Annotated in this window: 28 protein-coding genes; 22 read left to right on the top strand and 6 right to left on the bottom strand. The window is 41.8% G+C overall.

Annotated features, from left to right (window positions below; translation table 11 throughout):
* Positions 1-128: 128 nt before the first annotated feature.
* The 4 genes from KUL10_RS06035 to ubiD form a co-directional block, all read right to left on the bottom strand.
* On the bottom strand, positions 129-914 hold the full coding sequence (locus tag KUL10_RS06035) for an ABC transporter substrate-binding protein (RefSeq protein ID WP_110427986.1): 786 nt from the start codon (positions 912-914) through the stop codon (positions 129-131).
* Between the two features lie 55 nt (positions 915-969).
* Positions 970-2,316: a M28 family metallopeptidase gene (locus tag KUL10_RS06040; RefSeq protein WP_233499734.1), complete on the bottom strand. Its 1,347-nt coding sequence runs from the start codon at positions 2,314-2,316 to the stop codon at positions 970-972.
* 297 nt (positions 2,317-2,613) lie between these two features.
* Positions 2,614-3,309 carry an NAD(P)H-flavin reductase gene (gene fre, locus KUL10_RS06045; RefSeq protein ID WP_110427987.1) on the bottom strand — a complete coding sequence of 232 codons (696 nt, stop codon included), beginning with the start codon at positions 3,307-3,309 and terminating at the stop codon, positions 2,614-2,616.
* A gap of 165 nt (positions 3,310-3,474) precedes the next feature.
* Positions 3,475-4,941: a 4-hydroxy-3-polyprenylbenzoate decarboxylase gene (gene ubiD / locus KUL10_RS06050; protein ID WP_110428052.1), complete on the bottom strand. Its 1,467-nt coding sequence runs from the start codon at positions 4,939-4,941 to the stop codon at positions 3,475-3,477.
* A gap of 362 nt (positions 4,942-5,303) precedes the next feature.
* Here ubiD and KUL10_RS06055 point away from each other — a divergent pair, with 362 nt between their 5' ends.
* Entirely contained in the window at positions 5,304-5,888 is a 585-nt protein-coding gene (locus KUL10_RS06055; RefSeq protein WP_110428053.1) for a tetratricopeptide repeat protein, read from the top strand.
* An 86-nt stretch (positions 5,889-5,974) separates the two neighbouring features.
* Positions 5,975-8,344, top strand: coding sequence for a ribonuclease R (gene rnr / locus KUL10_RS06060; protein WP_110427988.1), 2,370 nt, complete (start codon positions 5,975-5,977; stop codon positions 8,342-8,344).
* Positions 8,345-8,365: 21 nt separating this feature from the next.
* On the opposite strand, the gene KUL10_RS06065 is transcribed toward rnr, so the two are convergent.
* Positions 8,366-10,807, bottom strand: coding sequence for a PilZ domain-containing protein (locus KUL10_RS06065; RefSeq protein ID WP_110427989.1), 2,442 nt, complete (start codon positions 10,805-10,807; stop codon positions 8,366-8,368).
* Between the two features lie 323 nt (positions 10,808-11,130).
* Here KUL10_RS06065 and rlmB point away from each other — a divergent pair, with 323 nt between their 5' ends.
* The 20 genes from rlmB to rplQ all read left to right on the top strand — a co-directional run bounded on the left by rlmB (position 11,131) and on the right by rplQ (position 23,206).
* Positions 11,131-11,871 carry a 23S rRNA (guanosine(2251)-2'-O)-methyltransferase RlmB gene (gene rlmB, locus KUL10_RS06070; RefSeq protein WP_110427990.1) on the top strand — a complete coding sequence of 247 codons (741 nt, stop codon included), beginning with the start codon at positions 11,131-11,133 and terminating at the stop codon, positions 11,869-11,871.
* A 174-nt stretch (positions 11,872-12,045) separates the two neighbouring features.
* A complete protein-coding gene (locus KUL10_RS06075; RefSeq protein WP_158525331.1) occupies positions 12,046-13,554 on the top strand; it encodes a DUF4397 domain-containing protein in 1,509 nt (502 codons plus the stop codon).
* Between the two features lie 106 nt (positions 13,555-13,660).
* Positions 13,661-14,353 (top strand): response regulator transcription factor, encoded by a 693-nt coding sequence (locus KUL10_RS06080; RefSeq protein ID WP_110427992.1) that lies wholly within the window; start codon positions 13,661-13,663, stop codon positions 14,351-14,353.
* Between the two features lie 303 nt (positions 14,354-14,656).
* Positions 14,657-15,025, top strand: a complete 369-nt coding sequence (gene rplN, locus KUL10_RS06085; protein WP_110427993.1) for a 50S ribosomal protein L14 — start codon at positions 14,657-14,659, stop codon at positions 15,023-15,025.
* Positions 15,026-15,037: 12 nt separating this feature from the next.
* Positions 15,038-15,352, top strand: a complete 315-nt coding sequence (gene rplX, locus KUL10_RS06090) for a 50S ribosomal protein L24 (RefSeq protein WP_110427994.1) — start codon at positions 15,038-15,040, stop codon at positions 15,350-15,352.
* Between the two features lie 16 nt (positions 15,353-15,368).
* Positions 15,369-15,908 carry a 50S ribosomal protein L5 gene (gene rplE / locus KUL10_RS06095; RefSeq protein ID WP_110427995.1) on the top strand — a complete coding sequence of 180 codons (540 nt, stop codon included), beginning with the start codon at positions 15,369-15,371 and terminating at the stop codon, positions 15,906-15,908.
* A gap of 11 nt (positions 15,909-15,919) precedes the next feature.
* Positions 15,920-16,225, top strand: a complete 306-nt coding sequence (gene rpsN / locus KUL10_RS06100; RefSeq protein WP_110427996.1) for a 30S ribosomal protein S14 — start codon at positions 15,920-15,922, stop codon at positions 16,223-16,225.
* A gap of 12 nt (positions 16,226-16,237) precedes the next feature.
* Positions 16,238-16,630, top strand: a complete 393-nt coding sequence (gene rpsH, locus KUL10_RS06105; protein ID WP_110427997.1) for a 30S ribosomal protein S8 — start codon at positions 16,238-16,240, stop codon at positions 16,628-16,630.
* Between the two features lie 14 nt (positions 16,631-16,644).
* A complete protein-coding gene (rplF, locus tag KUL10_RS06110) occupies positions 16,645-17,178 on the top strand; it encodes a 50S ribosomal protein L6 (protein WP_110427998.1) in 534 nt (177 codons plus the stop codon).
* A 12-nt stretch (positions 17,179-17,190) separates the two neighbouring features.
* Positions 17,191-17,544 carry a 50S ribosomal protein L18 gene (gene rplR / locus KUL10_RS06115; protein WP_110427999.1) on the top strand — a complete coding sequence of 118 codons (354 nt, stop codon included), beginning with the start codon at positions 17,191-17,193 and terminating at the stop codon, positions 17,542-17,544.
* Between the two features lie 9 nt (positions 17,545-17,553).
* Positions 17,554-18,057: a 30S ribosomal protein S5 gene (gene rpsE, locus KUL10_RS06120; protein ID WP_110428000.1), complete on the top strand. Its 504-nt coding sequence runs from the start codon at positions 17,554-17,556 to the stop codon at positions 18,055-18,057.
* Positions 18,058-18,063: 6 nt separating this feature from the next.
* Positions 18,064-18,246, top strand: a complete 183-nt coding sequence (rpmD, locus tag KUL10_RS06125) for a 50S ribosomal protein L30 (protein ID WP_014107681.1) — start codon at positions 18,064-18,066, stop codon at positions 18,244-18,246.
* Between the two features lie 3 nt (positions 18,247-18,249).
* Entirely contained in the window at positions 18,250-18,684 is a 435-nt protein-coding gene (gene rplO, locus KUL10_RS06130; RefSeq protein ID WP_110428001.1) for a 50S ribosomal protein L15, read from the top strand.
* 5 nt (positions 18,685-18,689) lie between these two features.
* Entirely contained in the window at positions 18,690-20,000 is a 1,311-nt protein-coding gene (gene secY / locus KUL10_RS06135) for a preprotein translocase subunit SecY (protein WP_110428002.1), read from the top strand.
* A gap of 43 nt (positions 20,001-20,043) precedes the next feature.
* Positions 20,044-20,157 (top strand): 50S ribosomal protein L36, encoded by a 114-nt coding sequence (gene rpmJ / locus KUL10_RS06140; RefSeq protein WP_075607266.1) that lies wholly within the window; start codon positions 20,044-20,046, stop codon positions 20,155-20,157.
* 167 nt (positions 20,158-20,324) lie between these two features.
* Positions 20,325-20,681: a 30S ribosomal protein S13 gene (rpsM, locus tag KUL10_RS06145; protein ID WP_110428003.1), complete on the top strand. Its 357-nt coding sequence runs from the start codon at positions 20,325-20,327 to the stop codon at positions 20,679-20,681.
* A gap of 17 nt (positions 20,682-20,698) precedes the next feature.
* Positions 20,699-21,088: a 30S ribosomal protein S11 gene (gene rpsK / locus KUL10_RS06150; protein ID WP_110428004.1), complete on the top strand. Its 390-nt coding sequence runs from the start codon at positions 20,699-20,701 to the stop codon at positions 21,086-21,088.
* A 24-nt stretch (positions 21,089-21,112) separates the two neighbouring features.
* Positions 21,113-21,733 (top strand): 30S ribosomal protein S4, encoded by a 621-nt coding sequence (gene rpsD / locus KUL10_RS06155; protein WP_110428005.1) that lies wholly within the window; start codon positions 21,113-21,115, stop codon positions 21,731-21,733.
* A 41-nt stretch (positions 21,734-21,774) separates the two neighbouring features.
* On the top strand, positions 21,775-22,764 hold the full coding sequence (locus KUL10_RS06160) for a DNA-directed RNA polymerase subunit alpha (RefSeq protein WP_110428006.1): 990 nt from the start codon (positions 21,775-21,777) through the stop codon (positions 22,762-22,764).
* Positions 22,765-22,801: 37 nt separating this feature from the next.
* Entirely contained in the window at positions 22,802-23,206 is a 405-nt protein-coding gene (gene rplQ, locus KUL10_RS06165) for a 50S ribosomal protein L17 (protein ID WP_110428007.1), read from the top strand.
* 90 nt (positions 23,207-23,296) lie between these two features.
* Here rplQ and KUL10_RS06170 read toward each other — a convergent pair whose 3' ends face one another.
* Positions 23,297-24,082 carry a hypothetical protein gene (locus tag KUL10_RS06170; protein WP_199509192.1) on the bottom strand — a complete coding sequence of 262 codons (786 nt, stop codon included), beginning with the start codon at positions 24,080-24,082 and terminating at the stop codon, positions 23,297-23,299.
* Between the last annotated feature and the right edge of the window lie 211 nt (positions 24,083-24,293).

Consider the following 24,293-nt stretch of genomic DNA (forward strand, 5'->3'; position numbering starts at 1 on the left):
ACTCATTTATCAGATTTGTCTTTACGCCATTGTTTATTGTATCGGTTGGGCATGAGTAACATTGAACGCTTAGGTAAAAAAACGAGGCTTATAGCCTCGTTTTTGATAAAACTGTGAAGATTAACGTTTCACCACTTTCTTAAAATGTCCTCATAGACAACGGGATTTAGCAGACTATCTTTTGAAGTATCGCCTGTTAGTAACTTTTGATATTCACCGGAGGCTTTCAAGTTATCTATGTTTTGGTTGAACTGATTAATAATCGAAGCAGCATTTTGAACGGATTTTGACAGTCCCAAGCTTACCTCAACTACATACATTGGTTCGTTAGATAAGTAGATTAACTCTTCGTTTTTCAGGCTAAGAAGGTTATTAAACTGCATAATCATATCTTTGTCAGCAAGTATAAAGTCGACTCTTTTATCAGCAAACTGACGAATGTTTTCATAGAACACTTGAGATCGTGCCCAACTGACACTTCGTTCACCTCTCACAGTATCTGTATTTGCAAATCGAGTTTCAATGCCGACTCTTGCCCGACCCAGTTGGTCTAATAAGGCAATCTCTTTGATCCCTGGAGTCTTAGCGCCTAAATGTAATTCAAAGGTAATATACGGTTTTGAATAAAGGTACTCATCTTTTTTAGCATTTAACGAGTAATGGTCAATAAAGCCGTTGTATGTTCCGTTTCTTAAGCCGCTTCCATACCATGCTTGAGTGGTGGCGGTAACTTCAAGTTCGACATCAGAAAGAGCAGCTTTTACAATATCTATCTGTCTCGCAGGTAGATTATGGTCGTTGATATATGATTCTACTTTATTGCCAACAAGCTTTAGTTCCTGAGAGTAAGCTTCTAGCCCAGCCCCTGATACTAAAATCGCTGTGAACACACACAAGTTTTTGATCAATTTCATTGCACCACCTTAATTTAAAATCCGTTGTTTATACGCGTACTAAGCGTACTTTGGTTTATTCGCCGAATGCACCTGCCGCTCCTGGGTAAACCACAGGACTTTCATAACCATCCTCACTGACACTTGCGACGCCAAAGAAATAATTATCAATCACGATGTTTTCGAGTGTCGCGGTTGTTACATTTCCAACATAGCGACTGAATTGCCATTGCGGGGCATCCGTATAACGCCAATATATTTTATAACCTTTCAGTTGAGGGTTTTTATCTTTAGGCAACGCTGACCAAGAGAGAGTCGTTGATGGCTGCACTGCCCCTGAAATTGATACCTCTATAGGTGGTTTAGGGGCCCAAGACATAGCTGCCAAACTTACTGCATTTAAGGACGTCAATTTAGCTGCATAGTCAAAATTAACACCATCGATAGTATCGCCGTAGACGATGCCGTTTTCAGTGCGTAAATCTTGGTGTTGTCTATCATAATGTTCGTTTGTTTCCATTATACGCACGCCTGGGAACCCAAGGTCATTGAATGGCCTATGGTGTCCACCACGTCTGAAGCGGTCTAAGCGATAAATCACCATAGTATCTAAATTCTCGATATAGCGGTCTGCGATTAAGTCTATATAACGGGCTAAGTTTCTACTTGGAGAGTCCACTTCACCACCTGTGAAGCGTCTGAGTCTCGCTTGTTGAGCGGTCTCAGTTTGACGTGTACCTTCTGCAAAAATCCGTGCGGTGGTGTTGTTTACGATGCCGTTAATACCTTCAATGTTGCCGATCATGTCATTGTTTAAAACCGCTTTGAGCTGCCAATTATTCTCCTTAGCATACTCGGCCAATATACGACCACCAAATAGGCCTTGCTCCTCTCCCGCCAAAGCTGCATAGACAATACTGCCGTTAAATTTGTATTGGCTTAGCACTCGCGCAGCTTCTAGTGTGCCAGCGACTCCCGATGCGTTGTCGTTTGCGCCAGGAGAATCAGACGTGAAATCCATGACATCGCTGACTCGAGAGTCTATATCACCGCTCATCAGCACATATCGGTCTTGATCAGTGCTTCCCCTTTGAATAGCAATAACGCTGACTACTTCAGTCGGGTTAGGTATTCTGCGCTCTCCAGAGATGACTTCTGACTGGTAGAACACCTCCAAACATTCACCACACTGGTTGGATATTTTATCAAACTCTGACTTGATCCAACGACGCGCTGCACCGATACCTCTCGTCTCCGATTCCGTCTCAGAAAGCGTATGTCTAGTTCCAAAACTAACCAGTGTTTTAATATCCTGTTCGATATTTTTTGCGGATACGGCTTTCGCGATTTCATGAAGCTTTTCTTTATCTTCGTAGGCAAGCGCTATGTCATCAGCTACTGTGTATTTGCTTGTACCTACCAACGCTAAACCTAGAACAAGCGTGAAAATACCCTTTCGAACAAAACTTGCTCCATATTGAGCGGATATCTCTTTACGATAATTGCTATATAGACTGACAAACACTCTAAACCTCTTCGTTGCTAAAGTTTAATCACTTAGATACTAGCTTAATTCATCGAAAATTGTATTTTAGTTCACTTTAGCGGTCTGAAAAGTGTCGATGTTTTGCAACCAGTGTCGTCTTAGCAGAGGGGAGATATACAAGTGCGCTTCATATTTGCAACTAGCTTTGCAATTAGCGCACCTATGCAGTTTTGTTTAGATGTATGAAAAAGCGTCACCGAACAAATGCTCAGTATCAAGACCTTTTGGAACAAAGTCGTTTCGTATCGCTGCTGCCATCTCAAATCGTCCGGCTGTGTATACTTGTGTAGCTTCAAAGCTTGAAAAATCTTTCATAACAGCTAGGTGTACCCAGCCAGTGTGACCAAGCCAATCAGCGGGTGGGTTCTCTAAAACGGACTTTATTTTTAAGTTTGAATGAGCGACTTCCAGCTTTAGAAGCTCATCAAGCTCGTACAAATCTTCGAGCCTATTTGCGCCCCAATAAAATATTGTTTGACGTTCTGGCTGGGTTTCCAAGATTGAATACAAAATCGACTTTGCGTAGGAATAACCCGTTCCACCTGCGATAATGATCGCTGGAAGTGGGCTATTTCTTAAATGAGCAAGCCCTAGGCCAATTTCAACGTTTAATTCCCCATTATTTTTACATGCTTGTAAAACTTCGTAGGCGTAAGCATTTTCCGGTGTCGCACCAATGTGCAACTCTAAAAATTTATTTTGATGAGGTGCGTTGGCGATAGAAAACGGGCGCTTGTCGTTTTCCCCCATTACTACCTGTAGGTATTGCCCTGCTTTGAACTCAACGGTATTGGGGGGCGTTAAGGTGATTTTGTGCACAGTGGAAGAAACTTGTTCGATACGTTCCACTTTGCATAATGTGCTGATCATGTCTTTCCCGTTTATTCGACGTGCCGTTTACTTAACAATGTATCGGCACAATTGTATAAAAATATATAAAGCGCGCGTATTGTATGTCACAGAGCCGCACTAAGCTAAATTATTTATTGGCTTGGTGCGTTTTAAACTGCGCAAATAGAAATGTTTGTGGGTTTGTTAAAGAAGATCTAGTTCATCCCAAATACTATCAACTTTGTCTTTTATCGCTTGGTCCATCACGATAGGTTCTCCCCATTCTCTATCCGTTTCTCCGGGCATCTTGTTAGTTGCGTCCATACCCATCTTTGAGCCCAAGCCAGAAACGGGTGAAGCGAAATCTAAATAGTCAATCGGCGTGTTCTCGATAAGTGTCGTATCTCGGGCTGGATCCATGCGAGTCGTGATTGCCCAAATGACATCATTCCAGTCGCGAGCGTTTACATCATCATCGCAAACGATAACAAATTTAGTATACATAAACTGTCTTAAGAATGACCACACTCCCATCATAACGCGCTTAGCATGACCAGGGTATTGCTTTTTCATTGTAACAACGGCCATTCTGTAGGAGCACCCTTCTGGTGGTAGGTAAAAGTCTACGATTTCAGGAAACTGCTTTTGCAAAATCGGCACAAATACTTCGTTTAGCGCAACACCTAAAATTGCTGGTTCATCAGGTGGTCTACCTGTATATGTAGAATGATAGATTGGGTCGTCTCGATGGGTAATATGCGTAATGGTGAAGACTGGAAATTCATCAACTTCATTATAATAGCCAGTATGGTCTCCATAAGGCCCTTCTGGTGCGGTTTCCCCTTGCGCGATGTAGCCTTCTAAAACTATTTCAGCACTGGCAGGTACTTGTAAATCGTTTGATATCGATTTTACTACCTCGGTTTTGTCGCCTCGCAATAAACCAGCGAATGCGTATTCTGACAAAGTATCAGGGACAGGGGTAACTGCACCTAGTATCGTGGCTGGATCTGCACCCAATGCAACCGAGACCGGATAATTCTCTCCTGGATAAGTTTGGCACCACTCCCTGAAGTCCAACGCGCCCCCTCGATGAGACAACCAACGCATTATGATTTTGTTCTTGCCAATTACTTGTTGTCTATAGATCCCAAGATTTTGACGTTTTTTATGTGGCCCGCGAGTCACACTCAGCCCCCATGTAACTAGTGGCGCAGCATCACCTGGCCAACACCTTTGAATGGGTAATTTGGATAAATCAACGTCATCACCCGTAATTATATTTTGCTGGCACGGCGCTTTTTTGACCTCTTTTGCAGGCATATTTAGCACTTGTTTGAACACGGGAATTTTGCTGAATAAGTCCTTTATTCCTTTTGGGGGTTCAGGCTCTTTCAAAAAAGCCAAAAGTTTTCCTACTTCTCGCAAAGCGCCTACGGATTCTTGTCCCATGCCCAATGCTACTCTTTTAGGCGTGCCAAACAAATTAGCGAGTACTGGAATATCTGAACCGATCGGATTTTCAAACAAAATGGCAGGACCTCCTGCGCGCAGTGTACGGTCTGCTATTTCTGTCATTTCTAGCTCGGTGCTAATCGGCATGCTGACGCGTTTTAATTCCCCTATTTTTTCCAACTGGGCAATAAAGTCTCTTAAATCTTTGTATTTCATTTCAACCTTTATCGTTTTTACCGGCACATGCTATTGCCATTCGTTCTGTTAGTGCAGAGGCGGGCTATATTTGATTCAGATAATAGTACAACAGTTTGTGTGTGATTGATCAGTTATGGGGAAAAATATGCGCTGTTCATTATGGCTAAATATCAAACTTGGAGTGATTAATAGCACCATAACCTACTAGTTTTGTTTGCTCTTTTGTTTATTAAAATGTGTCACGAAAACCACTTGTTTGCCGATACAACTTAACATCCATGGCTTGTTTTGACTAAGTTAAGCTAAACACTTTATTGGCGATTAAAAAGGGTAAGATATTGAAAATATTAATTTCTCTTCTGGTTTTTGTTGGTTTGGCTATGTATAACCAACGCGTTAATTCACAAGAACTTCAAGCCGTTCAAATTTACTCGCAAGATGAATTAATTAGGTTGATAAATAACAACCAACATTTAGAGCGTGTTGTTGCAGACCGTTGTCAGCTTGTTCAAGACATTGAAGCGAGAGCTGAAGTGATGCAAGTACCTGCTTATCAGTTTCTATGGGGAGATATGTTGGCATGGGGGGTGTGTGTCGATAAAGACCCTCAACTGGGTGTGTACTTTATGCGTGAGGCTGCAGACCATGGTCTGGCTGGCGCCCTAGAGCAACTTGGACGCTATTACTCACAAGGTGTTTTGGTGCAGGAAGATAGAAAACGTGCCGTTATTTTCTTGCGCGAAGCGTCCGCACTGGGTAACTTAAAGGCGCAATTGCAACTTGCTGAGCTTTTTATCGACGGCTATGGAAGTCCATATGACTTTGAAGATTTGTATCACTGGTTGTATAACGCGATTACTGACGACCGACCCACACATCTAAAAATAGCGAATTATATGGCAGAGCTTGAAGCATTGATGCACCCAAGAGCCGTTCGAAATGCACGAAAACCAAGAGACAGTTAACTTTCTTCATTGTTGTTTTATTAATCACAGACCTAACGCGCAAAGCTTGCTATACTATCGGTGAATTTAATAATGACAAAGAATGAATGTCCAAAGATCCGAATTACAAAACTGAAAAACAAAAATACGAAAACCCTGTCGCAAGCCGCGAATATCTTCTCCAAACTTTAGCAAATGCCTCTAAGGCTCTGTCATTTCTTGAAATCTGTGAACTTGTTTCTGCGCATGACGAAGATAGCCGCATTGGTATCCAGCGCAGATTGCGCGCGATGGAAAGAGAAGGCCAAGTAAAGTTTACCCGCGAGAAGAAATATATCGTCCAAAAGCAAGACGAATTAGTGCGTGGGCGCGTTATTGGTCATCGTGAGGGATATGGTTTTTTAAAGCACTCTGAAATCGAGAAAGACTACTTTATTCATCAAGCTCAAATGCAGGCTTTACTGCACGATGACATCGTAGAGGGGACGGTGGGGCATCCAGATCGCAGAGGACGTACGGAGTTTCGTATTAATCGTGTTATTGACCCTCGGAAAGAGCCAATAGTCGGACGTTTCTATAATGAACAGGGAGTTGGTCTCGTCATTCCTGATGATAATCGCATTTGTCATGAAATCATCATTCCACCAGAGTCGATAAATGGTGCAAGGCAAGGTAGCGTGGTGGTGGTTGATATTCATCAACGCCCTAACCGTCGCAAAAATGCCGTTGGTAGAATAACCGAAGTGCTCGGTGAGCATATGGCTCCGGGAATGGAAATCGAAATGGCCTTGCGCAATTTTGATATTCCTCACCAATGGCCCAAGGGCGTGACAAAGCAAATTGAAGGTTTAACTGAAGAAGTACCAGAAGAAGCCAAAGTGGGTAAAAAAGATCTTCGAGACCTTCCGCTTGTTACTATCGACGGGGAAGACGCTCGCGATTTTGATGATGCTGTTCATTGTCGGCCTAACAAGTCGGGTGGATGGACGTTATGGGTTGCTATTGCCGATGTAAGTTCTTATGTGAAAATCGGTACTGCATTAGACCAAGAAGCGCAGACTCGAGGGACTTCTGTTTATTTTCCTGAACAAGTCGTACCCATGTTACCTAAAGTGTTATCTAACGGATTGTGCTCACTTAACCCTGATGTAGATCGCCTATGCATGGTGTGTGAGATAAGTATTGATGCTCAAGGGCAACTTGAAGAATATAGCTTCTATGAAGCGGTTATGCGCTCGCATGCTCGCTTGACTTACAATAAAGTTTGGGATTTGCTGAACGGGAGTGAGACCTTACGCGAGCGTTATTCAGATCGCGTTCAGGATTTAGAAGAGCTATATCGTTTGTACCATGCATTAAATCATGCACGAAAGGGGCGCGGCGCGATTGAATTTGAAACGATTGAAAGTAAGTTCGTTTTTAATGCGCAACGAAAAATTTCTCATATTATTCCGATTGAACGCAACGATGCGCATAAGATAATTGAAGAATGTATGATCATGGCAAATGTGTGTGCTGCACAGTACATCGAAAAACACGATGCTCACGCTTTGTTCAGAATACATGATCAACCTGATGAAGATAGGTTAACAACATTTAAGGCATATTTAGCAGAAGTAGGAATACCTTTCTTTATTCAATCTGAACCAACACCTGCACAGTTTACTCAAGTCATGCAAAAAATTCAGGATAGACCTGACAAAGAATTGATTCAAACCATGCTGTTGCGTTCAATGAAGCAAGCAGTTTATTCACCTGATAATATTGGTCACTTCGGGCTTTCATTAAAAGCCTATGCTCATTTTACTTCCCCGATTAGAAGATATCCTGATTTAGTAGTTCACAGAGCAATTAAAGCGATCAACGACCGTTTAGCTCAACAAACATCAAAAACGGGAGGAAAGTCATATTCCATTGAAGAAGTCGAGCAGCTAGGTGAACAGTGTTCTATGGCAGAACGAAGAGCTGATGATGCGACACGCGATGTAGCCGATTGGCTTAAGTGCGAATTCATGCAAGACCACGTTGGTTCAGTATATGAAGGCGTCGTTGCTTCAGTGACCAACTTTGGTTTGTTTGTCAGAATTACTGAATATCAAATCGATGGATTAGTTCACATTACTTCTTTGGGAAAAGACTTTTATCATTTTGAGGATACCAAACAGTGTCTGGTGGGCGAAGTCAGTGGACTGTCTTATCGGTTAGGTGACAAGGTCAACGTAAAAGTTGCGGCGGTCAATTTGGATGATAGAAAAATCGATTTGTTGATTGATGGCTCTGAGTCGCAAGAACGTGGCGCGCGCAAATCTACAAAAAAACGTCCTCCCAATAAACCGCGAAAAAATCTAAAGAGTAATAAAAAACCAAGTCGTTCGGAAAAGCAAAAAACTCAAAGTGGTCGGGCGAAACCACCCACGAAAAAGGGACGGAAAAAAGCAGGCCCATCTAAATCAAAAGGCAAAGCGGGTAAAAAATAAAACTTATAGAACTAGCCTGTTTCACTGTTGAAATAGGCGATAGCGATGGAGCGCTTCTTCAGTGATATCCGTCAAGAATACTTGACCACTGAAATTCCAAGCGAGTGCTTCAAGTCTACTTCCTAGTTTGGGTTTGCCACGTCTAACGTAATTTAATTCGTCATCGTAGAGGGTCGTAATGGGTTTTTGAGTTTCGAGCGCGGTTATCTTGCATGCGAAAAATTCTCCATTTGCGATCGCATTCTTAATAAATCTATATTTTTCTACATGTGTGGGAACATCGTGTTCCCATTTTACGGTCACTGCATCTTCTATTTCTATTTTACTGCTATCATAAAAAATAAATACTTCACTGCTCTGTGCAATGTGATGCTTTCTCGCTTGATTGATCAACACGCCGATTGATTGTTTACCCTGATAATGAGCATCGAATATCCGACTAAAGTTATGATATTCAGAGGGCATACGATGATACAGATAGGAATAAATTGCAGCTCTAGGCCGATTCGTTGCGACCTTTATCGGAATGTGGAGGTTTTTCTGTTGGCTAGTAAATACGCACATTTGTGGGCTAAACCTTGCTTGCAAGACCCTTAGAGCTTGCCTTAAACCTGGTGTCGCGTTATCACTTGATAAAACCGAAAGCTTATCTCTGTTTTTGTTGATAAGCATCTTGAAGAACGATTTGGTCATGTTTGACTTGTCGTTTTCACTTGCTTGTAAATGTAATATGTACCCATCATCACTTACATGCATCACTCTGTAGGGTAATTCTTGTAAATCATAGTCTTTCGTTCGCTCTTGCAAACGCGTAAATGAAACAAGCACTGTGGCGCCTTTAGTCGCTCCAATGGCATCGTCTAGTTCTATTTTTAAACCTTGAACAGAAACGTCTTCAGTGACGGCGTGTGTCGTTTCTGATTTGTTTTTGACCACAACATCCGTGCGAAGCTGATACCGTCTCTCTCTTCTTAGGTCGAGTAGGGCGAATTTGTACGTTTCAATCTCAGCTGGAAGTCGGTTTTTTGCGTGACCAAATACAGATAGGAGCTTTATTTTATCTTTTTCAAGTTCGCGTTGTTGGTAGCATTGTTGGCCAGGAATATGTGTAATATCCGAAAGCGTCAACAAGTGTGACAATGGAGACAATGCGCTTACTAACTTAGGAACCATAGGTCGATTGTGCTGCGAGGACTCTCTGCTAGCACCATCGGGAAGTGAACTTGGTAGATGAGCGTCGTTTGTATTAAGTTGATGACATACTATTTTGTATACGCGCCAACTGGCTTTTCTAGATGCATAACTCAAAAATACATCTTTCAATATAGCGTTTTTCTCTAGTTCGTAATCCGTTGCTGAATAGAAATACACCTTTCCACCGCTCGTATGACTAAAGCAGTATATAAATATGCTTTTATCAGAGTCGCTCTCAAGGATAAGCCTTTTTAACCTTTCCTTGTCGAACAAATAACCGATGGTTGATTTATTGTTCTCATCTTGCCAATAATCAAGAATCTCAATGTTGATATCGTTGACACAAGCAAACTGAACAAAGGGACGAGATATCTTTTCAGTGTTGACAAAAAGGCTCATGCTTGGACAATTTACTGAAAATGCTTGCTCATATATTTTAGTTTCGATTGCTGCTTCGGTGTTTTCGGTATCAATAAGTTTAGGCGTTTTTTGTTCTGCTAAGTAACTTTCAATGAAATTATTGAATAACTTAGGCCCTTCGTCCCACTCTCTGATGAAATGAACTTCAGCTTGCGATTGACCTTTCGAAATACCAGCAACACGATACCCTATTGCTGTACTTTGCAGTTTAGTCTCTTTGTCTAAGCCGACAAACACAATTTGAACTGGGCGGTACCCCTTAATTAACGTTAGTTCGGTTTCGTCGTCCAAACGCGCTTTTATTCCTCGTTTGGAGATGTCCAGTGTCTTACCACAAATCAGAACCGAGGCTGACAAAAAAACACGAATTTCAACTTCTAATTGTACGCGTTCATCTTGCCTTTGAGGAAAGTCTAACAATTGCTCTATGGGGCTAATATAGGTGTGAGAAAATGCCGTATTTTCATGCTTGGGCTTTTCACGCTTTGTTTTGCCTAGCGCTATATCTCGTTGTTTAGAAAAATATCCTATTACGCCATCACGCACACCCACTGCGTAATATTTATAAAGTGCCATCAGATGCTGATAAAGCTCAAATCCTTCATCTGAAATGTAATGTTCAATTCCATCTGACTCTCGAAGTGTGCATTCATCATCGACTAAGGTTCTCAAATCTATCGACTTTATACACGGCTGTGCGAGCCTCTTGATCTCCATGGTCAATAAAAAGCGAGTCTCTTCGCTACAGTCTTTTGCTTTCTCCGCTAAAAGTTCATGGAAATCATCTTCATGAGCCATGGGTGCAAGCGTTTCTATTAGGTACTGATACTTTTCTATTTGTTCGGTCATCTAATAAAAATCATTCATTGTTTATCAAGTAATACGTTCATTTATTCTATATCGGACGACATGCGTGTCTTATAAGGGTAAGTTTATGTTTATTTTCAAATTGTCATATTTGTCGTGTTGCAGGGATACTTAAATACTAATTTCTTGAGAGTAACTAACTTTGAACAGTGGTTTAGTATGTGTATTTATAATTAAGCATGAGAAACCCTCGTTGCTTTATACCTTTTGGAAGAATTCCCCTTTGAATATTGATAAACTAATATGCTTGGTTTAATTGCGAAAGCCGTTAAACAAATCCATAACAAACCGCAAGGAATTTATTAGTGGCACAACATGAATGGTTATATGGCTTACATAGTCTTGATGCTGTCGTTTCGCAAGAGCCAGAACGAATCATAGAATTATTCGTTTTGAAAGGGCGAACCGATGAGCGTTTAAATAATATAATTAACCTGTCTCGCAAAATGGGTGTAAGTATACAATTTTGTAATCGAAAAACGCTCGATGATAAAGTTAAGGGTGAACAGCATCAGGGTATTGTGGCAAAAGCCAGACCAGGAAAAGTATTAGATGAAAATGATCTCGCCCGTATTTTAAGTCATTCAAAAAGTCCATTCATTTTAATACTCGATGGTGTCACAGATCCGCACAATCTAGGTGCTTGTCTTCGCACTGCGGATGCTGCTGGTGTCAACGCAGTAGTCGTGCCAAAGGATAAGTCTGCCTCCTTAAATCCAACTGTTCGAAAGGTCGCATGCGGTGCTGCGGAAGTTATTCCCTTGATACAAGTGACTAATCTCTCAAGGACGATCAAAAGCATACAAGACAGCGGTGTATGGGTTATAGGTACTGCAGGTGAAGCTACTCAATCGCTTTACGAATGTAAATTGTCGGGGCCTATCGCTTTGGTGATGGGGGCTGAAGGTAAAGGGATGCGTAGACTCACGCGAGAAAATTGCGACGAATTGGTTAAATTACCAATGGCTGGCTCCGTGTCTAGTCTCAACGTCTCGGTTGCCACAGGTGTTTGTTTATATGAAATTGTGCGCCAACGGGAGGCGTAAAGGGCTGGTAAAGCCAGTTATTCGTTAATCTTTTTGATACTTTCGTAAAGCCAAAGTAAGGCTTTGTAAAGTACTGTAAAGATTGTGAACCATCACTTATTTTAGGCCCCTTAGACTTCATATGATACGAACAAAACCACTCGGGTTTTGTATATTTACGGAGTCTCAATGGCCATGCCATCAAATTTTTCACCCTTTTTTAAAATATGTTTTTTTACCCTTATGTTGATAACCCTATCTGCTTGTTCAAGTAGCGACGATGATGATGGTGACAACACTGGTCATATCAAGTTTTTTAATGCCTCTCCCAACTCCCCTGGTATTTTCATGACAATTGATGAAGAGCTAGACAGCGAAGACGATGAGGAATACGAATCTACCTTTAGTGCAATAAGTTATGGGAATGCTGGGTCACGAATTGAGCTTGAATCTGATCAGTACTATATAGAGTTGGCTTGGCAAGATGAGGATAGTAGCGAAAGAAGCGACCTAGAAATACTCTTTCAAGATCAAATTGATATTCAAGATGATAATACTTATTGGGTGGTGATGAGTGGCTCTGTCGAATCACCAACCGTTGATATATTTACAATTGCTGATAGAGATGAAGATGAAATCGATGAGGATGCGGATAGCGATGTGTCTAATCTCAGATTACTAAATCTACACCCTGATTACAGCAGCGTTGATGTTTATTTTTCGGATACTGATGAAACGTTTAATGAAGCAACACTTTTAAATACTGCCACCCTTTCAGCGTTGGGTGAAAATATGAAAATCGCTCAAGATCAATATCTTATCTACTTGACCGCGGCGGGCAGTGATGAAGTGTTGTTTTCTTCTGACGATGTTAGTTTTAGTTTTAATGCGCAATACGTTATTTCGTTGCGTGAAAACCAAGGTAGTGGCGGGGCACCTTTTGTTATTGATGTAATCACCAATACATCAATAACAGAATATTCGTCAGCAGAATCACTTGCTAAAATAACAGTATTTAATGGCCTAAATTTAAATGAAAACGACCTGACTTATAATGGAGCCGTCGACGTTGTGATAGAGGGTGTGACAGACATACCATTAATCGATGCTCTTAACTATAGCGAATTTAGTCAGTCTTTTCAGGTTGATAGTGGCGATTATCGTTTCAGTGTGACAAATGATGATACGCAATTAGCTATGTTAGAAAATCGTTTGTTGAGTCTCTCTCAAAATACCAATCAGTCATTGTTTTTATACTGGACAGAGGAAGCCGTTGACGAAGATGGAGATGGTAATGTCGATGAAAACGACGATGGTATAATAGATGAAATTAGACCGATTGTGAGTTCTGTATTAGTCGACAACTCTGAGCTTCAGCGCTTGTATGACAAGCAGATTACATTGCTAAATTTAGTACAATCAGATGATTTTTCTACAGTGGCAATCTACTTTGTTAAATCAAATGAGATTATCAGCACCACAAGTAATGTTCGCCGTTTAGCGCAAGGTGTGTCTAGTTCAATCACATTACTTAACAATACATATTCTGTTTTCGCAGTTGCTGAAATCGATGGAAATGAAATCATTTTGGATGAATTGACGCTTACCTTAGATGAGGACACTGAAGATCAATTTCTATTACTAGAGCAAGACGATGATGCGGGAAGCGGATACGTTCTCACTTTATTTTCTCAAAATAACTAACTAATCCCGACAGATGTTGTCTTTAACAATGCGCTGAATACTTATTCAGCGCTACTTTTAATAGTAAGCTTAGAACCAGGCGTATCAACGCAAAGAAGAATTGTGCATGAAGAAACAAACAAAAATACTACTGCTTCAAAATGATCAATCCCTTGGATTTCGGCTCAGTAATTTGCTTGGTTTAGAAGGATATTTTGTTCATTGTGCCAGTAGTCAAGCTGAAGGGCTCAAAGCAGTAAAAGGATCATGTTTTGATATTTGCTTATTAGACATGAATTTAGACGGGGGAATGAACTTTGACACGCTCACTAAACTAAGAATGAGGAGTCAATTACCAATCATCGTATTATCGAATGCCCAACGTGAACAAGTGAAAATTACTTACCTTGAATCAGGCGCAGACGATGTTATCAATAAACCCATCAATGAAAGAGAGCTCTTGGCAAAAATCAACGCGATATTGAGGAGAGAACTTTATGCAAAGCAGCAATATAGTACTCAGGATATTCATATTGGCGCGCTAGCCCTATTACGCAAATCAAGAGAAGTTTACTTTCATAAAAAACCGCTCCCACTGACGGACACAGAGTATTGTTTATTAGAACTAATGACAACTAATTGCGGAGCTATTGTTTCCAAAGAACAAATTAGTGAACGCGTATTTAAGAGGTCATTAGAAAAATATGACCGCAGTATCGATATGCATTTGAGTAATTTGAGGAAAAAAATGTCGATGAGCGGATGCCAACAGTTGATAAAAACGATTCGTGGAAGTGGTTATATGATGATGACGCCTTAGATCTTGATTTCTCGACTTTCCAACACCATACCCTCCTCCTATACAAAATTGCCCATTGAATTTACGAAAGATGAGCACATATCAAAGATATCGAAGGAAAATAAGATTCCTTAGGACTAAGTAGCTTAGTACTTCAAATTAAACTATCACTAAGTCATATTTTCTGTTATAGTTTCGCGCCCTTTTTGTGGGGGTATGGTCTATTTGTTGTCATTGATAATTAAAAATTCTTTAAAAATCAAGGCGCATATAGCAGCTTAGAGACTCATTTGAGTCATTAATATTTAACAGCGGAGCACTAACATGATCCAAATGCAAACTAACCTGGACGTTGCAGATAACAGCGGCGCTCGCAGGGTTCAGTGTATTAAGGTTCTTGGTGGCTCGCATCGCCGTTATGCACATATCGGTGATGTCATCAAAGTTACTGTTAAGGAAGCAATTCCTCGCGGTAAAGTAAAAAAAGGTGATGTCCTGAATGCAGTGGTGGTGCGTACTAGAAAAGGCGTTCGTCGTGCTGATGGTTCGACCATTCGTTTCGATAACAACGCAGCTGTTTTGCTTAACGCAAACAAGCAACCAATTGGTACGCGTATCTTTGGCCCGGTCACAAGAGAACTTCGTGGAGATTCATTCATGAAGATCATCTCATTGGCCCCTGAGGTACTATAAGGAGTCACGATAATGGCTAATAAAATTCGTCGTGATGATGAAGTAGTCGTATTAGCGGGTAAAGACAAAGGAAAAATAGGCAAAGTCCTAAAAGTCCTTCCGTCTAAAAGCCGTTTAGTAGTTGAAGGTGTCAACATTATCAAGAAGCACACTAAGCCTAACCCTCAATTGGGTGAGCCAGGTGGCGTGATTGATAAAGAAGCAACCATTCATGTGTCTAATGTAGCGATTGTTAACCCAGCTACGGGTAAAGCAGATCGCGTTGGTTTCCGTTTGGAAGGCGAGCAAAAAGTTCGTTTCTTCAAATCAAACGGCGAACTAGTTTAATTAATTGGAGAGTACGATGGCGAAACTGCATGATTTCTATAAAGAAACAGTAGTAGCTGAACTTGCAAAGCAGTTCGGGTACAAAAGCGTCATGCAAGTCCCTCGGATTGAAAAAATCACCTTAAACATGGGTTTGGGTGAAGCAGTAGCTGACAAGAAAGTGCTAGAAGCAGCGCAAGCTGATATGGCGGCTATCACTGGTCAAAAACCAGTTGTCACTGTTGCAAGAAAATCTGTAGCGGGTTTTAAAATCCGTGAAGGTTATCCGATTGGCTGTAAAGTGACCTTACGCGGCGAGCGTATGTGGGAATTCCTTGAGCGTTTAATCTCAATCACAATTCCACGTATCCGTGACTTCCGTGGTCTTAACCCGAAATCTTTTGACGGTCGAGGCAACTATAGCATGGGTGTACGCGAGCAAATTATTTTCCCTGAAATCGATTTCGATAAAGTGGATAAAGTACGCGGTATGGATATCACTATCACTACCAGCGCTGAAAATAACGAAGAAGCACATGCACTATTAAGCGCATTCAGCTTCCCGTTTAGAAAATAAGGTGTAGGGTTATGGCAAAAGAATCAATGAAGGCGCGCGAAGTAAAACGTGCCAAGCTGGTTAAGAAGTATTCGGCGAAGCGCATTGCTTTAAAAGCAATCATCAACGACGTAAATGCTTCTGAAGAAGAGCGTTGGGACGCTGTTCTTAAGCTGCAACAACTTCCACGTGATTCGTCACCGTCACGTCAGCACAACCGCTGCCGTATCACGGGTCGTCCACATGGTTTCCTACGCAAATTTGGTCTTTCTCGTATTAAGCTTCGTGAAGCTGCAATGCGTGGTGAAGTCCCTGGCCTTAAAAAAGCTAGCTGGTAAGGAGAGCAGACTATGAGCATGCAAGATCCTATCGCGGATATGTTTACCCGAATTCGTAACGGCCAATTGGCTTCTAAAGTTGCGGTTTCTATGCCTTCATCAAAAGTACGTGTTGCTATCGCAAAAGTACTTGAAGCAGAGGGTTATGTCGAAGGATTCAGCGTAGAAGAAGGCGTTAAGCCAACTCTTACTGTTACGTTGAAGTATTTCGAAGGTAAAAAAGTAATTGATACAATCGAACGAGTCAGTCGTCCCGGTTTACGCATCTACAAGAAAAAAGATGAGTTACCAAAGGTTATGGGCGGACTTGGGATTGCTATCGTGTCTACCTCAAAAGGTGTGATGACCGACCGTGCTGCGCGTAATGCAGGCATGGGTGGTGAGATCATCGGTTATGTAGCATAACAAGGGGATAATATATGTCACGTATAGCAAAAGCTCCTGTTACCGTTGCATCTGGCGTTGAAGTTACTATCGCTGGGCAAGAAGTAACAGTTAAAGGCACAAAAGGTACGCTTAACCGTGTATTCAACGATGCTGTAGAAGTTGTACAAGAAGACGCAGAGTTAAAGGCACTTCCTCGTGAAGGTTTCGCTAATAACTGGGCTCAAGCTGGTACCGCTCGCGCATTATTAGATCAAATGGTTACAGGCGTTACAGCAGGTTTTGAAAAGAAACTTCTATTGAATGGTGTTGGTTACCGTGCTCAAGCACAAGGTAGCAAACTTAACCTGACTCTAGGCTTTTCACACCCGGTTGTTTACGAAATGCCTCAAGGCATTACTGTCGAAACTCCTACACAAACTGAAATCGTCGTCAAAGGCGTTGATAAGCAGGTTGTAGGTCAAGTTGCTGCGAACATTCGCGCATACCGTCCACCAGAGCCTTATAAAGGTAAGGGTGTTCGTTACGCAGACGAGAATGTACGTCGTAAAGAAGCTAAGAAAAAGTAGGTAGGTGATACGATGGATAAGAAATCAGCTCGCTTACGCCGCGCCACTCGCGCTCGTAAGAAGATCAGTGAATTAGCTGCGCATCGCTTGGTTATTAACCGTACACCACGCCACATTTACGCTCAGTTAATCGCTCCAAGCGGTTCTGAAGTGTTAGCGTCAGCTTCAACGGTAGAAAAAGACCTTAAAGGTTCTTTAAGCTACACAGGTAACGCAGAAGCAGCGGCGGCAGTGGGTAAAGCAATCGCAGAACGTTCTATTGAAGCAGGCATTAAAAAAGTTGCTTTCGATAGAAGTGGTTTTAAATATCACGGTCGTGTGAAAGCACTGGCTGATGCCGCGCGTGAAGCCGGTCTTCAGTTCTAGGAGTTAATTATGGCTAAAGTAGAAGTTCAACAACAAGGTGACTTGTTAGAAAAGCTTATCGCTGTTAACCGTGTATCGAAAGTTGTTAAAGGTGGTCGCATCTTTAGTTTCACAGCTTTGACAGTGGTTGGCGATGGCAATGGCCGTGTTGGTTTTGGTTACGGTAAAGCACGTGAAGTGCCTGCTGCGATCCAAAAAGCAATGGAAAAGGCACGACGCAACTTAGTTGACGTTGACCTTAACGGCAATACGCTACAACACCCAATTAAAGGTCGTCATTCAGGCTCTAAAGTCTACATGCAACCTGCATCAGAAGGTACTGGTATTATTGCCGGTGGTGCAATGCGTGCAGTACTTGAAGTTGCTGGTGTTCAGAACGTACTTTCAAAATGCTACGGTTCTACAAACCCAATCAACGTTGTTCGTGCAACAGTTAATGCTCTAGTGGAGATGAATTCACCAGAGAAAATTGCTGCTAAACGTGGTTTGTCAGTCAAAGATATTTTGGGGTAATCGAACATGTCTAAGATGATCAAAGTAAAGCAAACTAAAAGCTCAATCGGCCGTTTACCTAAGCACAAAGCTACATTAGTGGGTTTAGGTTTACGTAAGATCGGACAAGTACGTGAGTTGGAAGATACTCCGTCAGTTCGTGGCATGATCAACCGTGTTCAATACATGGTTGAGATAGTAGAGGAGTAATTCATGAGACTTAATACTCTTGCTCCTGCCGAAGGAGCTAAAAATTCAGGTAAGCGCGTTGGTCGTGGTATCGGTTCTGGCTTAGGCAAAACTGGTGGTCGCGGTCACAAAGGTCAAAAGTCTCGTTCAGGCGGGTCTGTTAAGCCAGGTTTTGAAGGCGGTCAAATGCCAATTCAACGCCGTTTACCGAAATTCGGTTTTACGTCACGTAAATCGTTTGTATCTGACCAAGTTACACTTAGTGAAATTGCTAAGGTAGAAGGTGATATCGTTTCTTTAGAAACTTTAAAAGCAGCAGGACTTATTAAGAAAGAAGTTCTGTTTGTTAAAGTGATGAAGAGCGGTGAAGTAACTCGCCCACTTACTTTGCAAGGCATTAAAGTGACTAAAGGTGCACTTGAAGCGATTAATGCGGCTGGCGGTAAGGTAGAGGAATAAGCTAAATGGCAAAACCAGGACTAGATGCAGGAGCAAAAGGCGGATTGAGTGAACTCAAATCGCGTCTGTTATTTGTTCTTGGAGCAATCATAGTGTTTAGGCTCGGGTCTTATGTACCCATTCCTGGTATCGATGCAAACGTGTTGTCTCAATTATTTGAACAACAAAAGGGCACCATTGTAGAGATGTTTAACATGTTCTCTGGTGGTGCACTTGAGCGTGCTTCGGTACTAGCATTAGGAATAATGCCTTACATTACTGCTTCGATTATCGTGCAATTGCTTTCGCATATGCATCCTCCATTGATGGAGTTAAAGAAAGAAGGTGAAGCAGGTAGACGCAAAATCAGTCAGTACACGCGTTATTTAACCTTAGTACTTGCAACATTCCAATCAATCGGAATAGCAACTGGTCTGCCTAATCTAATCCAAGGTTTAGTGATAAACCCCGGACTTGGTTTTTACTTTACAGCGGTAGTGAGCTTAGTAACTGGAACTATGTTCCTAATGTGGCTAGGTGAGCAAATTACAGAACGCGGTATTGGTAATGGTATTTCTATCCTTATCTTTGCTGGCATCGTAGCGGGTCTTCCAACAGCGATTGGTCAAACTGCTGAACAAGCACGACAAGGTGATATCAACCTTCTGTTCTTGTTCGTCATCGGTGCAATCATAATGGCATTAACTTATCTTGTTGTGTTTGTAGAGCGTGGTCAGCGTCGTATCGTCGTTAATTACGCAAAGCGTCAACAAGGTCGCAAAGTGTTTGCGGCGCAAAGCTCTCACCTTCCTTTAAAGGTGAACATGGCGGGTGTTATCCCACCAATCTTTGCTTCTAGTATCATTTTGTTCCCAGGAACAATTGCCGGTATGTTTGGTCAAAATGAGACTTTCTCGTTTTTGACTGATGTATCACTAGCATTGTCTCCAGGTCAGCCGTTATACGTTATGTTGTATGCTGCAACGATTATATTCTTTTGCTTTTTCTATACTGCATTGGTGTTTAATCCGCGCGAAACTGCTGATAATTTGAAGAAGTCTGGTGCGTTTGTACCTGGTATTCGTCCAGGTGAGCAGACATCACGTTATATCGATAAAGTGATGACACGCTTAACGCTAGCTGGAGCTCTCTATATTACCTTTATTTGTTTGGTGCCTGAATTCTTACTATTGTGGTTTAACGTTCCGTTTTACTTCGGTGGTACATCACTACTCATTATTTGTGTAGTGGTGATGGATTTCATGGCGCAGGTGCAGACCCACTTGATGTCACATCAATACGGGGATGTTCTTAAGAAAGCCAATCTGAAAGGCTAGGCACTACGCCTAGTCCTAAGTTGGCCAATTACGGAGTGATGTAATGAAAGTTCGTGCATCCGTTAAAAAGATTTGCCGTAACTGCAAGATCATTAAACGTAACGGCGTTGTAAGAGTGATCTGTGTAGAGCCTAAGCATAAGCAAAGGCAAGGTTAATCAAACTCTTTTTATAAAGAGCTCTTTTATTAGAGAAAAGATGGTTTTTAATATCGGGGGCTGTACTGGCGCCCGAGCCTTAAAACCTTTATTTGCAATTTAGTTGCTGGGTAAGTATCCTATCGGGCTTTTTAGGCTAGCAACAATTAATTAGAGGAGTGCTGTTAATGGCCCGTATCGCTGGCATTAACATTCCTGAACACAAGCATGCTGTTATCGCTATCCAAGCTATCTTTGGTATCGGTCAGACTCGCGCCAAAGAAATTTGCGTGAACGCAGGTGTTTCAGAATCAACCAAGATCAAAGATCTTGATGAAGCGACTATTGATAAACTTCGTGACGAAGTTGCAAAATTCACCGTTGAAGGTGATTTGCGCCGTGAAGTATCAATGAGTATTAAACGTTTGATGGATTTAGGTTGCTTCCGTGGTATTCGCCACCGTCGTAGCTTACCTCTACGTGGTCAGCGCACTAAAACAAATGCGCGTACCCGTAAAGGCCCACGTAAACCTATTAAGAAGTAAGCGAGGGAGAATAAGTTATGGCTAAAGCACCAGCTCGCGCACGTAAGCGCGCAAAACGTCAAGTTGCAGACGGTATGGCTCATATCCATGCGTCTTTCAACAACACAATTGTGACTATCACCGACCGTCAAGGTAACGCTCTTTCTTGGGCTACTTCTGGTGGATCTGGTTTCCGTGGTTCGCGTAAATCAACTCCTTTTGCTGCTCAAGTAGCTGCAGAAAGAGCAGGCGCTGCTGCACAGGAATACGGCCTTAAGAACATCGAAGTGTTCGTTAAAGGTCCAGGTCCAGGTCGTGAATCTGCAATTCGTGCGTTAAACGCAACGGGTTACAAAATCACAAATATTACCGATGTGACACCTATACCTCACAACGGTTGTCGTCCACCGAAAAAACGTCGCGTTTAATCGACGGACAGTTGGAGAAAGATCATGGCTAGATATTTGGGTCCAAAACTCAAACTAAGTCGTCGTGAAGGAACAGACTTGTTCCTTAAGAGCGGCGTAAGAGCAATTGATAGCAAGTGTAAAATTGACACTGCACCAGGTCAACACGGCGCGCGTCGCGGTCGTTTGTCAGACTACGGTGTTCAATTGCGTGAAAAGCAAAAAGTTCGTCGTATGTATGGCGTACTGGAAAAACAGTTCAGAAACTACTATAAAGAAGCTGCACGTCTTAAAGGCAACACAGGTGAAAACTTGTTGCAACTTCTTGAGCAACGTCTTGATAACGTTGTTTACCGTATGGGTTTCGCGAGTACTCGCGCAGAAGCTCGTCAACTAGTTAGCCACAAAGCTATCGTAGTTAACGGTCAAGTAGTTAACATTCCATCTTTCAACGTTAAAGCTGAAGATGTGGTTGCTGTTCGTGAAAAAGCGAAAAAACAGGCTCGTATTGTGGCTGCACTAGAATTAGCAGACCAACGCGAAAAACCAACATGGTTGGAAGTTGACAACACTAAAATGGAAGGAACGTTTAAGCGTCTTCCAGAAAGAACGGATTTGTCTGCGGACATTAACGAACAGTTGATTGTCGAACTTTACTCGAAGTAATCGTTAAGATTATAAAGAGAAAGATTAACTAAAGAGGAAACATTGTGGGTTCAGTGACCGAATTCCTAAAGCCAAGATTAGTTGAAATTGAAAACGTTTCACCTACTCGTGCAAAAGTAACACTAGAGCCATTAGAGCGCGGCTTCGGCCATACTCTTGGTAATGCATTACGTCGTATCTTGCTTTCGTCTATGCCAGGTTGTGCAGTGACAGAAGTCGAAATTGACGGTGTATTACATGAGTACAGCACTAAAGAAGGTGTTCAAGAAGATGTAATCGAAATTTTGCTTAACCTTAAGGGACTAGCAGTACTTCTCGAAGGAAAAACCGAAGCGACACTTACACTAGTTAAATCTGGTGCAGGTGCAGTCGTTGCAGGTGACATCCAGCACGATGGTGACGTTGAGATTGTTAACCCAGATCATGTTATTTGTACTTTGACTGGTGATGCTGAAATCAGCATGCGCATCAAAGTAGAAATGGGTCGCGGTTATGTCCCAGCTTCAACTCGTCGTTCCTCTGAAGATGATGATCGTCCAATTGGTCGTTTATTAGTTGATGCTTCATACAGTCCTGTAGAGCGTATTGCTTATTCAGTAGAGTCAGCTCGTGTTGAACAACGCACTGACTTAGATAAGTTAATTATCGATATGGAAACTAACGGCACGTTAGATCCAGAAGAAGCCATTCGTCGCTCTGCAACTATCTTAGCTGAGCAATTAGATGCGTTCGTAGAATTACGTGACATCTCTGAGCCAGAAGCGAAAGAAGAGAAGCCTGAATTTGATCCAATACTACTTCGTCCAGTTGACGATTTAGAATTAACGGTTCGTTCGGCTAACTGTTTGAAAGCGGAAGCTATCCAATATATTGGTGACCTGGTACAGCGTACTGAAGTTGAACTTCTTAAAACGCCAAACCTTGGTAAGAAGTCGCTTACAGAAATTAAAGATGTACTGGCGTCTCGTGGACTTTCACTAGGTATGCGCCTAGAGAACTGGCCACCAGAGTCAATCGCTGAAAAAGATTAATCAGTCTTCAGACTGATTTGTAAAGAAGGATATAGCTATGCGCCATCGTAAAAGTGGTAGACAGTTAAATCGTAATAGCAGCCACAGACAAGCTATGTTTAAAAACATGGCGGGTTCATTGGTCAAGCACGAAGTTATTAAAACTACGTTGCCAAAAGCGAAAGAACTGCGAAGAGTAATTGAGCCGCTAATCACACTAGCAAAAGTAGACAGCGTTGCAAACCGCCGTCTAGCAATGGCTAGAACTGCTGATAAAGAAGTGGTAGGTAAACTATTTAATGAACTGGGTCCGCGTTATGAAACTCGCCCAGGTGGTTATTTGCGTATTTTGAAGTGCGGATTCCGCGCTGGTGACAATGCGCCAATGGCTTATGTTGAGTTAGTTGACCGTCCTATTGTTGAAACTGCAGAAGAAGAAGTAGTTGAAACAGTTGAAGACTAGACTTCACAATAACAAAAAACCCGCTTAATTGCGGGTTTTTTTATGCCTAGGATTGTATATCCAAACATAAATGATTGCTGATATCACTACCTAGTAGTGAACAGACGTGTATTGTCGGGCTTTATCCTCACTCAAACCACCCCTCATCGCAGAGTCTATAAATGCTTGCTCTTCTATGCCTCTATCACGAGCCAGTTCTGTTAATCTATGCATAGCCTCGGGATGCATCGCTAGTTGCTCGACAGATATGATTATCATAGATTCTGATTCGGAAGAGTCCATCGGAAACAGTGCTAAAAGCGCATCGATAACATACTTTCCTACCAAAGGAACTTCTTTAATTGTAGTAACCAAGATATCTAAGGCTTTATTGGGGTAGGAAGCTACAAGTGTTTTTGCAATCTGATCTGCTGAGTCGGGCTCTACCAATACAGCTGTTTTAACGAGTTCATTAAAGTTTTCAGGAGAAAATTTACAAGCTGCTTCAGCAGCAAATTCTGCATAACTCGGCTCTGCATTTATTGCTAATCTCAATAATTCTGTTGGCTCTGCTAGGTCTCGCTCTATTGCTAACTTTAAAAATTCGTCTACAAAAGCTGGTTGAGTTGAAACAGCAGCCGACAAGATCTGACGAAAGCGCTCTGGGTAGGTATCAAATGCTATCTTAACAATATCTACAGACTTTTCTGGGTACCTTGCTATAAAAGTGCGAACTGCTGTGCCAACTGAGTTGCTTGATCTTACTTGGTTGACAAACAATTGACTGCTATGACTAGGTTCAACCTTAAGTTCCATACTTTTGTTGGGTTCTGCCGATACCTTAGCAACCATTACAAAGATACTCAGTGTTGCTAAACTTACCAAATTTTTATTCATTAAAACTACCTTAAACAAAAGCTCTATCTATATGTCGGCGACAACACTATATTTGTTACGAAAAGGTTAATCTACAGCTATATAAAAAAACATTCAATTTTTTACAGTATTTCTATTGACCTATTCGTATAAATGACTACAATGCGCGTCGCTTTGAAGAGAAGACCGCGTAGCGAATCTCAAATAAGACAATTAGTTTGGTAATTCGTTT

The sequence above is a fragment of the Glaciecola sp. KUL10 genome, assembly GCF_003203515.1.
Classification (GTDB): domain Bacteria; phylum Pseudomonadota; class Gammaproteobacteria; order Enterobacterales; family Alteromonadaceae; genus Glaciecola.